Origin of the sequence: Providencia sp. 2023EL-00965 (assembly GCF_033550225.1) — a bacterium.
In the GTDB taxonomy this organism is placed as follows: domain Bacteria; phylum Pseudomonadota; class Gammaproteobacteria; order Enterobacterales; family Enterobacteriaceae; genus Providencia; species Providencia manganoxydans.
The window spans coordinates 1-13,435 of sequence record NZ_JAWUEH010000031.1 but is presented as its reverse complement, the minus strand read 5'-3'; the positions used below and the strand labels follow the sequence as shown (position 1 = coordinate 13,435).

At 35.4% G+C, this 13,435-nt stretch carries 11 protein-coding genes and 3 pseudogenes; 7 read left to right on the top strand and 7 right to left on the bottom strand.

The annotated features are described in order from the left end of the window. Positions 1 to 212: 212 nt before the first annotated feature. The gene (locus SC428_RS21680; protein ID WP_163762178.1) at positions 213 to 566 is read right to left on the bottom strand and encodes a ribonuclease G; all 354 of its coding nucleotides are present in this window, start codon (positions 564 to 566) and stop codon (positions 213 to 215) included. Positions 567 to 1,501: 935 nt separating this feature from the next. Here SC428_RS21680 and SC428_RS21675 point away from each other — a divergent pair. After that, positions 1,502 to 2,128 carry a recombinase family protein gene (locus SC428_RS21675; protein WP_163762177.1) on the top strand — a complete coding sequence of 209 codons (627 nt, stop codon included), beginning with the start codon at positions 1,502 to 1,504 and terminating at the stop codon, positions 2,126 to 2,128. A 99-nt stretch (positions 2,129 to 2,227) separates the two neighbouring features. Continuing rightward, on the top strand, positions 2,228 to 2,368 hold the full coding sequence (locus SC428_RS21670) for a hypothetical protein (protein WP_163761883.1): 141 nt from the start codon (positions 2,228 to 2,230) through the stop codon (positions 2,366 to 2,368). A gap of 137 nt (positions 2,369 to 2,505) precedes the next feature. Here SC428_RS21670 and SC428_RS21665 read toward each other — a convergent pair whose 3' ends face one another. The 5 genes from SC428_RS21665 to SC428_RS21645 all read right to left on the bottom strand — a co-directional run bounded on the left by SC428_RS21665 (position 2,506) and on the right by SC428_RS21645 (position 8,019). Continuing rightward, a complete protein-coding gene (locus SC428_RS21665; protein ID WP_318710303.1) occupies positions 2,506 to 3,744 on the bottom strand; it encodes a hypothetical protein in 1,239 nt (412 codons plus the stop codon). Continuing rightward, positions 3,744 to 6,149, bottom strand: coding sequence for a TcfC E-set like domain-containing protein (locus SC428_RS21660; protein WP_163761885.1), 2,406 nt, complete (start codon positions 6,147 to 6,149; stop codon positions 3,744 to 3,746). The genes SC428_RS21665 and SC428_RS21660 overlap by 1 nt, the downstream gene beginning before the upstream one ends. Positions 6,150 to 6,225: 76 nt before the next feature. Next, on the bottom strand, positions 6,226 to 6,747 hold the full coding sequence (locus SC428_RS21655; RefSeq protein ID WP_272514122.1) for a CS1 type fimbrial major subunit: 522 nt from the start codon (positions 6,745 to 6,747) through the stop codon (positions 6,226 to 6,228). 99 nt (positions 6,748 to 6,846) lie between these two features. Further along, positions 6,847 to 7,593 (bottom strand): hypothetical protein, encoded by a 747-nt coding sequence (locus SC428_RS21650; protein ID WP_163761887.1) that lies wholly within the window; start codon positions 7,591 to 7,593, stop codon positions 6,847 to 6,849. A gap of 123 nt (positions 7,594 to 7,716) precedes the next feature. After that, entirely contained in the window at positions 7,717 to 8,019 is a 303-nt protein-coding gene (locus tag SC428_RS21645) for a helix-turn-helix domain-containing protein (RefSeq protein WP_318710299.1), read from the bottom strand. A 695-nt stretch (positions 8,020 to 8,714) separates the two neighbouring features. On the opposite strand from SC428_RS21645, the pseudogene SC428_RS21640 reads away from it, so the two are divergent. Beyond that, a pseudogene (locus SC428_RS21640) lies at positions 8,715 to 8,944 on the top strand (PAAR domain-containing protein). A 56-nt stretch (positions 8,945 to 9,000) separates the two neighbouring features. After that, positions 9,001 to 9,862: pseudogene (locus SC428_RS21635) on the top strand (IS3 family transposase); the annotation flags it as partial. 229 nt (positions 9,863 to 10,091) lie between these two features. Here SC428_RS21635 and SC428_RS21630 read toward each other — a convergent pair. Further along, positions 10,092 to 10,726 (bottom strand): annotated as a pseudogene (locus tag SC428_RS21630) (recombinase family protein). A gap of 194 nt (positions 10,727 to 10,920) precedes the next feature. Here SC428_RS21630 and SC428_RS21625 point away from each other — a divergent pair. From SC428_RS21625 to SC428_RS21615, 3 genes are all read left to right on the top strand, one after another. After that, the gene (locus SC428_RS21625) at positions 10,921 to 11,187 is read left to right on the top strand and encodes a DUF1778 domain-containing protein (protein ID WP_318710298.1); all 267 of its coding nucleotides are present in this window, start codon (positions 10,921 to 10,923) and stop codon (positions 11,185 to 11,187) included. Next, positions 11,187 to 11,666 carry a GNAT family N-acetyltransferase gene (locus SC428_RS21620; RefSeq protein ID WP_163761890.1) on the top strand — a complete coding sequence of 160 codons (480 nt, stop codon included), beginning with the start codon at positions 11,187 to 11,189 and terminating at the stop codon, positions 11,664 to 11,666. Before SC428_RS21625 ends, SC428_RS21620 begins: the two co-directional genes overlap by 1 nt. 117 nt (positions 11,667 to 11,783) lie before the next feature. Further along, complete coding sequence (locus tag SC428_RS21615; protein ID WP_318710296.1) at positions 11,784 to 13,268, top strand: DNA/RNA helicase domain-containing protein; 1,485 nt, start codon at positions 11,784 to 11,786, stop codon at positions 13,266 to 13,268. Positions 13,269 to 13,435 lie beyond the last annotated feature (167 nt).

Genomic DNA, 13,435 nt, shown 5'->3' with positions numbered 1-13,435 from the left:
AGGTCAAGCAGAACATTTTTACTATGGCCAACCGTTAGGAGAAGTGCGCCTCGTGAATAGAGTATTCGGACTTTAATCCACTTTGAGCGGAAAAGCTCAGCTTCACGATTCTATTTGCAACAGAGCCAACAAATATCAGCAAGCCTCTTTGTCATTATAAAAAATAAGCCCCTCAGTTTGAGGGGCTATGATTATCAATTTACGTTGCCGGATTAGTAGTGGCTTTGTGAGGCTGCACCTGCAATTACAGCCATCATAGTAGAGAAAAAGAATAGGAAAAAGATAGCCATAAAAATGATGGATACAACAAAATAAATTAGCCCAGCTCGATTCCATGTTTCTTGCACTTTCATGAAGGTATCAACGGATTCATAGTCTCCGTTTTTCCAAGCCCATTCATTACCTTTAAAACCACATACAAAAATCCAAACAAAATTAAACACCGGAATTAAAGCAAGCAAAGGAAGATAGGATTTATTACCAAATCCCCAGATAATATTAAAAACAAAAGCACCCCAATTCCAGCGCTTGATTTCTTGAGGGACAGCCTTATTTGAGTATGACATCCAGACACCTTATATATTTTATTAAATTAATCTTAAGTAAATTTCGGGTGGCATCATACATGAAAACCAACATAAGTTAAATTAACGAAAGCCCCTAAAAAGAAGGGGCTTTGTTAAGTGTGGTCGATATGTGGACATGGAAAGAAATAAATCCTTTTATTTCAATTTGATATAGTGATTATTTGAGCCAGCGTTAAGCTGGATTGCTACAATGATGGGGTTCTACGCCGGAATCCCAGAAAATTCCGTCACTAAAGCTAAAGACCTACTGATTTGCATGACTTTGAATAAATCACGGGTTATGTGACGTGATTTGGTGTCAGATTAGTCGTTTTAGTGATCGTCACTCAACCGGTCGTTTACGTGACGGTGCCCGTGATTACTGACTTCGGAAAAAACTAGGTTTCCGGCGTAGAACCCCATTATCTGAGCGACAGCCATTCATGGCTTGTAAGCGAAGGCTTTATTGGGTTTATCTCTTCAGACCCCTGAGAGACACGAATCCTGGGCTACAGACCCGCAAGGTGTCCCGGCACCAGATCCTGAGCACACTGCAATTTTCAAAATCCTACAGAAATACACCAGTGTAGGGCTTACCAGGCCTGAAGGAGCCCCACATATGTGGCATGCAGCCATGGAAAGTAAATCTGTTAGTCTTACAGCTCTTGGTGAGCATTACAGGCAATTAGCAGCAAAAGACCTCATATAAAATAACTTGCTCCACTAACAGGCGAACAGTATTTTCGCCTGTTAGCTTCTAACCATTCGGGTAACGGAAAAATCTGGGGGTCCGGCGTAGACCCCCTATAGGCTATATTGCTTAGACAAAGTGATAATCATTTAACGGTCGTTAATAGCTATACCTTTTCAACACCACCCAGTTCTGGTACTGTTTAACCTGTTAATTACCACTTAAATAGAACTGGTTCTCTATAATGACCTCAACAGTACCAAATCGCTTTGTTAGAGCTTACCTTCGAGCATCAACATCAGAACAAGATGCAACTCGTGCTCAAAACTCAATGGAAGCATTCGCTAAAGAACGAGGGCTGACTATTTGTAATTACTACATTGAAAATGAATCAGGTTCACGTTTAGATCGCCCAGAGTTGTTTCGGCTTCTTAAGGATTGTCAAACTCAAGATATTTTATTAATTGAAGATGTTGACCGGCTCTCTAGGTTAACTATGGATGATTGGAATAAATTGAAAAAAATGATCCACCAAAAAGATATCCGTGTCATGGCTATTAATGTACCGACAACTTGGCTATCTGCAAATATGAATGATTTTGATAGTCGACTGTTTGCCGCTATTAACGATATGTTACTTGATATGTTAGCCGCAGTTGCACGACGTGATTATGAGCAACGTCGTGAAAGACAAAAACAGGGAATAGAAAAAGCTAAAAAAGAAGGAAAATATAAAGGCCGTCAGGTAAATCAAAATCGATATGATGCAATCAACCGTTTACTAGATAGCGGCCACTCATGGAGCCAAGTTCAAAAAGTTTTAGGCTGTAGCAGAGGTACTATAAGTCGAGCAATTAAACAGCCTATTTAAAGAAAGTAAAAATTGAATTTATAATGAGCATAGACGTATGCCAATACATTAAATTTGTATAATCATCATTTAGGTATTTTAAAAAGAAAGGGGTTTAAAATGAGTATTTTTAGTAAAATCAAAAAAATAGAAAACAAACATAGTATAAAAATACACGAAGGCGAAAATTTTAAGCAAGCGTTGTACAATGGACATATAAGTGATACTGATGATCATATAATCAATATAAAAAAGCGTTAATCACATTGATATAGATACTGTAATTATATATTTTAGAGCGTTGTATGTTTTCCCTATAGATTTTTTCGATAAAATATAAAAAATGGTCACTTTATAAAATAATATAAAGTGACCATCTGTTCAAAATAAAAATATCTTTATAGCCCATAAATATTGGGATCGAAAATAACAGTAACAACCCCTCGATATGTATCAGGTCGAGTCATTAACATTGTATCGACATTTCGCTGATTAATTAAAAAATCAATACTACCGTTACGATTACTCCCTATATGTTGTGATATAAAGATATTCGAATTATCTTTTTGAATAGACATAGGAGCATGAATCACACGATTATTTGTTTGTTGGCTAATAATATTATCAGGCAATGTTAAATAAGATTGAATAGGTACAAGCTGTTCATTTTTATCACTTTTCAATGCACAATTCTCACCTATCTCATACTCACATTGCAAATAAACAGTAAAAGCGCCACTAGAGGATAATTGAAAATTACTTTTAGCTGTCATTTCAGGTGTGATCCTACTAACCATCCAACGCTCCCAGTTATTTCTTCCTTGCTCTTGTGTACATACTTTACCATTTTTGCAGGGTTCCAATGCTAGAATACGATCATCAGGAGATGTTTTGACAATTAAGTCATGATTAACTATGAGTCTAAGATTAATATCAACAATTCCATCACTGGCCAGATAATTATCACCAAAATCAAAATCACCACCGGCTCCAACGCTAAAAGAAATTTTACCGTCATATATACCAGAACCAACAGCTAAAAGAGAATCTTTGGCTTTTAATGAATAGCCGATGCTCATCTGGTAAAAGAGTGCTGGTTCATCTCTGTCTATTGTGCTAATTTTATAACATGGATTAGTATTATCGAGAGTTTTCCACATAAACTCATAACCAACCGAACCACCATAACCAACTCCGCCATACCCACACCCCTGTCCATCAGGAGTATACACAAAGGAACCACCAATCCAATCTTGTTGTCCTATGTTACGTTCATATCGCGCAGCAAAATTTGTTATTCTAAATTTGACATCAAACGGTTCTCCAGTACTATGATTTCTAACAGTAATAATTTTCTCTGTTTTTGGAAAATTAAAGTATGCTCCTTGCCGTGGTTCATTGTTCGCCTTTATCGGGTACGAAATTTTTGTAGATAACGGTAAATTAATACTGACTTCTGAAGGGCATTGTTGTGGCAATGTAACACAGTATCCCTCCATAGGGGTCATATTAGTAAATACAACAGTATCATTGTTAATGCTCGGCTCAATTTTTGCGATTAAGTCAATAGTTGCGGACGGAGCAATAAAGCTGCTTATCAACAAAAATAGTCCTAGTATATAATAAGGATAATGCATTATGCTCCTCCAATAGGTTGACAATGAATAGTCGAATAAAACTGAACATTATTAGACGGTTCCTCAGGAAGAGTGCAAGATAATGTAGGTGATAAATCCTTATCTAACACCGTTAGTGTTTTATTATTTTCTCCCATTTCCAATGTTAGAACTCCATCTGCATTAATTACACCACGCGCTATATCACTATCGACTTGGCGATGTTTTAATATTTGACCATGGCTATCTTGTAAAACACCGATGAGTACTGTTGCTTTAACTGCTTTTAATTTTAAATACTTCACACTACCTCGATTCATTTGTACATATTCACTACTAGGAAAAACCTTCGCATTACTATTTCCTGCACTATAAAACTGAATACTTTCTTTTTTCCATAAGGCTGCGGGTATAACATTTCTCCCTGGATATAATTTGGTATCAGTGAGACTATCTGATGCCATTATATTTAAACTGGGATTATCAGACTCTAAGTCAACAATAAATGCAGAATCCATTCCCACGCCATTAGAACCGCTATCTATAGCAATTTTACCGCCTCCAAAAGCAAGAGTCTGGCTTAAGTTAATCCCAGATGTAGTACTATGTTCTTGTATATTATGCTGAGTATAAAAGTCACTACTAAGAGAACGAGTTTCTATCGCACCATTCCCATTAATTGATACGCGCCCTGCATTTTCAGAAACCCCCGCCCCCAACCATTTAAAATTGTTGTTATCTTGTGGCTTCCATTGATAATCTAGGCTTGAATAATTATTTTTATCGTTCATTCCAATATTCATAGATAAGATCTGTGATTCTCGAGGAGCTAAAGAAAAGCTTACCCCTATCGTGATGCCTTGCTCTCTTTTCTCTTGATTAAAACCAGGTCTATCATAAGCACTCAACCGAAAACTCACATTTCTATCTGCTAAGGTTGTATTTTTATTTATTGCAGCATCAATACCAAATCCTTCTCTTGAAGAGCTTTTTGTATACTGTCCATTTAATGTCAATGAACTTGACCATGGTAATTTAGTATATAAGGAAGTCCCCCATGTATTGCCAACGTAACGATCAGATCTGAACTGATTGTTTGAATCATTAGATGTATGTCGCCAAAAAGAACTCATCGAACCTCCTGCGAACAGATTTCGATAATAACGAAGATCTATACTTTGATTCTTTTGACGTTCGCCATCTCTGATAATATATTGACCATAAAAACTATTATTTGGCGATATATTGATATCGGTCCGAGCACTAATTTGGTTTTCAAGTTTTGTTTTTTGTATACTACTACCTAGTACAACTCTAGGAGTTAAAAGATAATCAACTGCCCCTCCCCCCATAATAGAAGAATCATTATCTTGCTTTTTATGATCACCAAATGTTAGGTCCTGCTTTATTCCTCCCCATACATTAACTCGCCACTTTTGAGTTGGATTTCGCCAACCTAATGGTTTGTATATCTGTGATAGTTGTGTATCTACAATTTTCCCATTTTCCAAAATATTAATCGTGATGTCATAAATGCCGCTAGGCAAACGTCGAGTATCTAATGCTTGAACTCCCGATTGAAGCTGCTGTGAATAAATAAGCTTGCCATCACGCCAAATTTCAGCAACAGCAGGGTTTGCTGCCGTAACATAAATAGGAGACGCACTAACGCTTTCCTCATTTACAAGTAAAGTATTTGATGTTCCCCACATAACTCCCGTAACAGAACCAGTGCTAAATCCATTTGTTTCTACATTTCCTTTATCACTATCAGGAGAAAATAGCCCAAATCTAAAAAAATCACCTTGTAACTCTTTTTGAGTATAAAGCTCATAGATATTAGTTTCTTGAGATTGATTTCTTTGACTTGAACTATACGTTTGGAATGATACTTTCTGTGTCCAACCTAATAAAGATGAAACAACAGAAGAATTCAAATTCCATGCATGAGAATCACCTGTTGAAACAGCAGATACATTATTATGCATAATAACGCCATTTGATACAGTTTGAGGTAACGAGATATAAGCATTGTTAGTCTTTTGTATCTCATATTTTGATGTATATAACTTTAACGCAGATGTATCTAAACGATAATCTGCCGACATTAATCCATTTGGACAATTTTTATTGCACTCACCTAAAGATATACCTTTAGTTAAGGCTATTTTCCATTCATCTTTAACAGCTTGGTCGAAAGAGTTTTCCTCATCAAAAATTTGAATAAGACTGATCTCTCCATCTTCGTTAAGCAAAAATGAACCATCAAATAATGGTAGGTCATTAAGATAAACTTGAACCATAACTTCAGAGTTATAAAAATAATTTCTAAAGTCATTAGGTATTTTTATAGAATTATTCGCTAAAAGAATGTCTGAACCAATAGCAATACTAGGAATAAGAAGTAAAGGGAGTAATACTTTCATCAGGGAATTATCCGTACATGCCTGCCATATAAATGGCAGGCATTATTAAATAAAAAGCATCAGTTGATTTTAAAAATTAATTATCTGATGGCGGTGTGACAACTAAAGCGGGTTCAAAGACCATAGAAACTTGCCCTGTAAATGAACCTGCTTCCGTTAACTCCTTATTCTCTTTTTGAGTAATACGAAGGTCAGTACGACCACCTGCTTTTGCTTGATCTGCAGCAACAACAGTAACGGCTTCATTACTTAATTTAACACCATTAAATGTCACAGCTAATGGAATAGTCTCTGACCCATTAGATAAAAGAGGATCACCCTTTGCATCTGTATTAGTTAATGTTGCCTGAATACCACCAGATGTATTTTTGTATTGAAATTGCTTTGAAAAAGCTTGCAATTTCTTGGTACCTAAATCATAAACCATTTCTTGAGTTTGATTAATCCAACCACTCTCAACAGGGATAACCTGAAAAGTCTCAGCTGGGATTGTCGCTGATAATTCAATCGTATAGCTTTGCTCATCGGCTGCATTTGCAAACATAGAAGCAAAAGTAGCACCAGATAACAAAGTAACCATCAATGATTTTTTTAACATTTAAATAACCTTATATAAAATATAAACAACATGTAAACAACATATAAACAACATTATAACTAAATTATAAATTTCAAAGATTAAACCTATTTGATGATATTAATAATTTAGTAATTTCTTTTTACTACCTTCAACTAAGGTAAAACTAATCTTACTTTCTGATTTATTTTCTAAATTGAAGGTTTTTCCAGGTAAAATGAATTGTCGAGTTGATATATCACAATCAATAGAATTCAAGTTACAATACCGAATATCTTCTAAAACAATAGTAGCATTACCATCATTTATCACTTTAATATGACCATTACTTTTATTAATAACAGTATTAAAAATAGGATCTCTGGGCTGAACTATCACAATACTTCCATAGCCTGTTAAAACATTTACTCCAACATCTAATGCTTCTTTTTTATATTTTTCAATTGCATCTTTATTCATTTCAAACCCATCATTTTCCTGAGGAAGGACAGGAGTAAATCGAACTCTAAAATAGCGTTCTTTTTCTCTTTCTCCAGGCCAAATCATTCTAACAGATTGAAATCCAGATGGAGGTATAATCAACCTTAAAGGAGATACAATTAATCTATCTTTTTCTAATTTATTTCCATTAATCGTTTTTTGTGATGATTCAATAGAAATTCCTTTATCTCCAGGTGTAATTTCAAGAACATCAACCCTAACAAATGCAGTAGATGTTCCTGTATTATAAACTCGCTTAGTTATATTTTTAGAATCAGGATTAAATATATCATACATACTACCAATACCAATGGAAGGTGAGGCACATACTGATGTTGTTATGCTCATTAATAACAATGTTAGAATAAAGTGAATACGCTTAAGCATACATAATCCAATTTTTATGTAATAAAAAATAAAACTTTAATTAAAAATCAACATAAATAGCCAATCTAATTCATCTTAAAACTTAAAATAATCCCAGAAAAATAGATTAATGTAAAATGCAGGCTAGTTTTTTTGCGTTAATTCAGTACTGAATTGTTGTAAACTTTGATATTCAATTAAAACTTCACCGGAATCTTCATAAAATACTTCAATAATTAAATCAAGTAACGTTTTATCAATCTCATTTAATAATTGCAGAATGATGTCGATTGAAAATGTTGCTTGTCCTCGTTCTAGTCGAGAGATGTGTTGCTGGGAAAGACCTAATTTTTGACCTAGTTTTTCCCCCGATATACCTAGTAATCTTCTATGTTTTCGAAAAAATGCACCTATGGGAACATTTATATTTAATATGTTGTATCTCATTAACATGATTCACTTGTTTTATTGAAGTAAAATATGGTTAATATCAAAACTATTGGTGCTAAAGACTAAGGTAAATTAAGAGGAAAGGGAAATAGTTTAAGACGATCAATTTTGTTGTTTATGATAGTTCATGGCTATTGATTTGGTTTATATTGATCGTTATTGCCAATGATTTTTGATTTTATGTGTATTACTTTATGATTTTAAATAGATTTTTTATAAGATGTTAAGTTTCTTGGGAAATGATAACGTGAGTTACCAGATTGTGATTGAAATATTAACACACATTCTGAAACTAAATTTGACATATTACGCATTACTGTTGTTTTTGTCGTTCGATATTAGGGTAAAAATTGGTGATTGAGTGTGCGTGATGAATATTGATTTTCAGTGAAATGAACAGAGGACATCAATAAACTGTCAAAAAGACATATACATTTTGTATCAAGTGATATGATGGGCGCCCCCATAATGATTTAATATTTAAATCTTATTGCGTTAAGTTTTTTCAGAGCATAAAGTACCCAAACATGTTACTGAAATAATTTCTAAAGATTGTGAACTTGAGGATGTGCTAGATCTTGGATTTAATTTGATATCCATTTAAATATCAATGACTTGTTTTATTAGGCCGTTCTTGAAATAGCTAAGTTAGAAAAATTTGAATATTCAAATATCAGATAAATGGTGCAATGATGCGAAGTATCGTAAACGGTAGAAAATCATTTTAAAAAATGATACTACGAATACTGGAGGTAGTGCACTTACAGCTTCTTCTCTAGCCAAACAAATCCAAGGAGTCGTCTGTGTGGGCGACTCGGTTTATTGCCCTTCATGTAAAAAAATAGATATTATCGTTGAAGGTGATAGTTTGATGAAAATTAATGGTATCCCTGTCACATTAGAAGTGAAGTGGCATAGTTAATTTGGCCACCTGACTAGAGGTGATATTCTTGCCTCAATAACATCACAGGTGAGCACATGGTTAAGCAATATTCAGCAGAGTTTAAACTCGAAGCCGCTAAAATGGTGGTTGACCATCATTACTCCGTGGCTAAAGCCGCACAGGCAATGGGCGTAAGCCTTGCCGCACTTAATCGTTGGGTTAAAAAACTGAAATTAGAACGACAAGGTAAAACACCGACGGGACTTCCGCTTACCCCCGAACAGATTGAGCTTCGAGAGATGAAAAAAAAGACACAACGTCTTGAAATGGAAACGAAATTCTAAAAAAGGCTACGGCGCTCTTAATGTCGGACTCACTGAAGGATTCGCGATAATTGACAAACTAAGAGCGCATTACCCCGTTACAACGCCCTGCCAACTTTTTGAGCGTCATCGCAGTAGCTATCGCCATTGGCATCATCGAATGAAGAATGCCGTACCGAATGGAGTGCGAGCGATTAAACGGAGCGTAGTCAAAGACGCTTGGAACTTAAGTGGAGGCTCTGCGGGCGCAAGGACGATTGCGACGATAGTGACAACGCAGTACGGTGTAAAAATGAGTCGTTATCTTGCCGGTAAGCTAATGAAAGAGCTTGATATTATGAGTTGCCAACATATGAAGCATCGTTATAAACGCGGGACAAAAGAACATGTCGACATCCCTAATTTACTCGACCGCCAATTTGCCGTCACCGCCCCCAATCAAGTGTGGTGCGGCGATGTGACGTATATTTGGACAGGAAAACGATGGGCGTATCTCGCTGTTGTGTTAGACCTTTTTGCACGGAAACCTGTTGGTTGGGCACTCTCCACGTCCCCCGACACCACGTTGACCTTAAAAGCTCTGCAAATGGCTTGGGAAATGCGCGGTCAACCAAAAGGACTGATGTTTCATAGTTACAAACTGCAGCCTAGGAGCAGTGTGCCTATAATTAGGCTTTTAGGTCATAATTTAAACGAATGACTGTTCTCATGGTTAATCAACGAATAAATAATCAGAATTTAATAAAAACATAGCACCCAATACACTCGATTCGTACGTTACTTCATTGATTGAGATTCCTAACCATCAAGTGACATAAACTGCGAACCCCCTTATTAATAACAGAAAATGAAATAGATTGTCTTTATGATTTCTGTTTGTCATTTAACTGAATACGGCACACTTGAGAACGACTATAGCCAGTCGCTTCAGCGGTTTCACGAATACTCAGTCCCTTGATTTTTCGATAATAAATCACCTTATCATGACGCTCTTTATCCGCCTGCTTTCCTTTGTATTTACCTAATGATTGTGCGCGTTGAATACCTTGTTTTTGGCGTTCGCGACGGCTAATCCAATCTTTGTGGGACATGGCGGCCATTAAATCAATTAACATGGTGTTAATGGCCGAAAGGACGGCTTGAGTGATAGGATCATTCTGTGTCAGATCTTGATTATTTAGAGCTTGCCAAGATGTCGGAATATCGAGACTCACAATACGCAACTCATGGTGTTCAATTTGTTTTTTCAGTTTTAACCAATCGATGTTATTTAATCGAGTTAGTCGATCAATTTGCTCAACGAGCAAAATATCCCCCTGTTGACTGTCACTGAGTAAACGAGAGAGTTCGGGGCGTTCTAATTTTGTTCCACTGATGTGTTCGCGATAATAATTCGCAATTCGGCCACCTCGTTCTTCAACAAAGTCATTTAGCATCTTTTTGCTCTATCTGCATATTGATCTTCAGAGGAGGCTCGAAGGTAAGCACGGATGAACATATTTTCACCTATCTATCGCATTTAAGTTATCCCATAAAAAGTATCGCATATAGGTTATTGCATTGATAGTGATTTGATACATTTTAGGTTGTCGCTTTGGGGTATACCTATATGCAATATGTGAATGTGTTGACAATAGATATACGTCAGGATATTGTATATTTATTGTGTATGTGTATATAGGAGTTACTGTCATGCGTAATGCTGCAATTAATCTTCGGGCTTTACCTGAACAACGAGACTTAATCGATGAAGCTGCTAGTCTTCTTGGTAAGAACCGATCTGATTTTATGCTTGAAGCCGCTTGTGAAAGAGCGCAAGCAATATTACTAGACCAAGTTTTTTTTCAATTAGATAATGAAAAATTTCAGCAATTTAATTTATTACTTGATGCTCCAGTTAATAGCAACCCTGGTCTAGATCGTTTAATGTCAATAGAAACACCATGGAAGGAAATATAGTGAATCTGCAACTATTAGCTCCTAAACCATTATCATCATCTCATAGACTGGATGATTTTTTTTGTGGTGAATCATCTTTAGATGATTGGCTAAAGCGTCGGGCTCTATCTAACCATTTGAATGGAGCCAGTCGAACCTTTGTTATTGCAGATTCATATCAACATGTTTGGGGTTATTATGCATTAGCGACTGGAGCAATTTCACATAATGAAGCTACAGGACGGGTTCGTCGAAATATGCCTGAGCCAATTCCAGTTATTGTTCTTGGAAGATTTGCAATCGATTTACGTGCTCAGGGAAGAAAACTAGGTGCTTCGTTATTACAGGATGCTGTAATTAGAGTTAGAGCTGTTGCTGAAAATACTGGGGTTCGTGCGTTACTCGTTCATGCTTTGAATGATAAAGCAAAACAATTTTATGAATACTATGGTTTTACTGCATCCCCTATTAGCCCTATGACATTGATGCTTAGACTATAATTTAACCTATATTTTAAGCTTTATCTTTTATAAGTGGGTTCAGCGATACCTTATCATTTAGGGAAGATGGCGTATAATCATCCAAATAACCATTTTATACGGTGTAAGGAAACCCAAATGAAAGATATTAATTTAATCTCACTCACACAAGCGGCAAATACATTAAGTGAAGCTTATTTTACGCGTTATTATCAATATTATGGTATCGAGATTAAACCGGATGAAGTCGAAGTATTAAAAAACTTTGTCAAAAAGTTAGGTTATGAATGCGTTGATAAAAGAATATTTAATCATTTTTTTGTCGGTTACAAAATCCCTCAAATCAGTAAAGAGTTTGATTTACTCCGAATTGGTGACAATTATATTGTCAATATAGAACTAAAACGCGAATGTACCGAAGAAAAAATAAAAAAACAATTAATCCAAAATCGCTACTACTTGAAATTTCTCAATGAAAAAATTTTTAATTTCACCTATGAGTTATCGACAGATTCGTTATATTTTCTAAAAGATGATAACCTAAATGTAGTCGATTTTGAATTTCTGCAAGGAATATTATTAGCTCAAATCTTGAGTGAGATTAAAAATATAAATTCATTATTTAATCCTTCGAATTATTTAGTTTCACCTTTTAACTCAACGGATAAATTTTTAGACGGACAGTATTTTTTAACAGGGCAACAAAGTAATATCAAACGGGATGTGGTTGCCAGAGTTAATGCTCTTTCAGAGGAGCATTTTACAGCGGTTATTGGTAGTGCTGGAACAGGAAAAACTCTGTTAGTTTATGATATAGCTAATGACTTAAAGTCTTCAGGTAAACGAATATTGATCATTCATGGTGGAGGTTTAAATCCAGGGCAACATTATTTAAATAACCAAGGGTGGGATATTCAACCGATAAAACAGATTGAGAATATCAATGTCAATGATTACGATGTTATTTTCATAGACGAAGCGCAACGAATGAGAGCGTATCAATATGTTAACTTTATAGAAAAAATTAGACAAAGTAGTTGTAAGTGTATTTTTTCTTATGATAAATCACAAACCTTAAACCATAATGAAATAATAAATAATATCCCCGATAAAATATCATCTCTTGCTGGCGCCGTTACGTATTCGCTATCAGAAAAAATAAGAACAAATAAAGAGGTTGCTGCATTTATTCGCGGTTTTTTTAATAATAAAAAAAATGACCCTGTTTTAAATCGTGGTAATGTAAGTTTTGAATATTATGACAATATTTCAGATATGATGTTTTTTATGCTAGATTTAAAATCGAAAGAATGGGAAATATTACAATTCACTCCCCAATTGATAGGTTCAAGTACTCATCAGCGTTATTTAGATAATTCGAATCAAAAATCTCATGGTGTTATCGGGCAAGAATTTGATAATGTTGCCGTCATTGTTGATCCTTATTTTAATTATGATAAAAATGGCGATTTGACCTATACTGGTGACTCTTATTACCCTGCTAATAAAATGTTATTCCAAAACATGACCCGCACGCGCAATCAACTCAAAATCCTGATCCTCAATAATCCCGTTATCCTCGACCGTTGCTTAACGCTATTAACGCCTCCCCAATCCCAGTAAACGAATTGATTTATCGCTTTTTTCTAAAGAACGTTTTTCCGGCACTGTTGCAAAGTTTAAGTAGCCGGTATGCTAAATTAACTATTTCATTAATGAGGTCCGTTTGGTGAATGCATTTAAAGGTCGTCATTTCACTGGTATTATCATTCTTTGGGCTGTACGTTGGT

What these genes read in the sequence shown, in the direction of transcription:
- SC428_RS21650 (WP_163761887.1), bottom strand. Translation starts at nt 7,593, where the DNA reads ATGCTTAAGCGTATTCACTTTATTCTAACATTGTTATTAATGAGCATA.
- SC428_RS21675 (WP_163762177.1), top strand. Translation starts at nt 1,502, where the DNA reads ATGACCTCAACAGTACCAAATCGCTTTGTTAGAGCTTACCTTCGAGCA.
- SC428_RS21625 (WP_318710298.1), top strand. Translation starts at nt 10,921, where the DNA reads ATGCGTAATGCTGCAATTAATCTTCGGGCTTTACCTGAACAACGAGAC.
- SC428_RS21670 (WP_163761883.1), top strand. Translation starts at nt 2,228, where the DNA reads ATGAGTATTTTTAGTAAAATCAAAAAAATAGAAAACAAACATAGTATA.
- SC428_RS21615 (WP_318710296.1), top strand. Translation starts at nt 11,784, where the DNA reads ATGAAAGATATTAATTTAATCTCACTCACACAAGCGGCAAATACATTA.
- SC428_RS21660 (WP_163761885.1), bottom strand. Translation starts at nt 6,149, where the DNA reads ATGAAAGTATTACTCCCTTTACTTCTTATTCCTAGTATTGCTATTGGT.
- SC428_RS21680 (WP_163762178.1), bottom strand. Translation starts at nt 566, where the DNA reads ATGTCATACTCAAATAAGGCTGTCCCTCAAGAAATCAAGCGCTGGAAT.
- SC428_RS21645 (WP_318710299.1), bottom strand. Translation starts at nt 8,019, where the DNA reads ATGAGATACAACATATTAAATATAAATGTTCCCATAGGTGCATTTTTT.
- SC428_RS21655 (WP_272514122.1), bottom strand. Translation starts at nt 6,747, where the DNA reads ATGTTAAAAAAATCATTGATGGTTACTTTGTTATCTGGTGCTACTTTT.
- SC428_RS21665 (WP_318710303.1), bottom strand. Translation starts at nt 3,744, where the DNA reads ATGCATTATCCTTATTATATACTAGGACTATTTTTGTTGATAAGCAGC.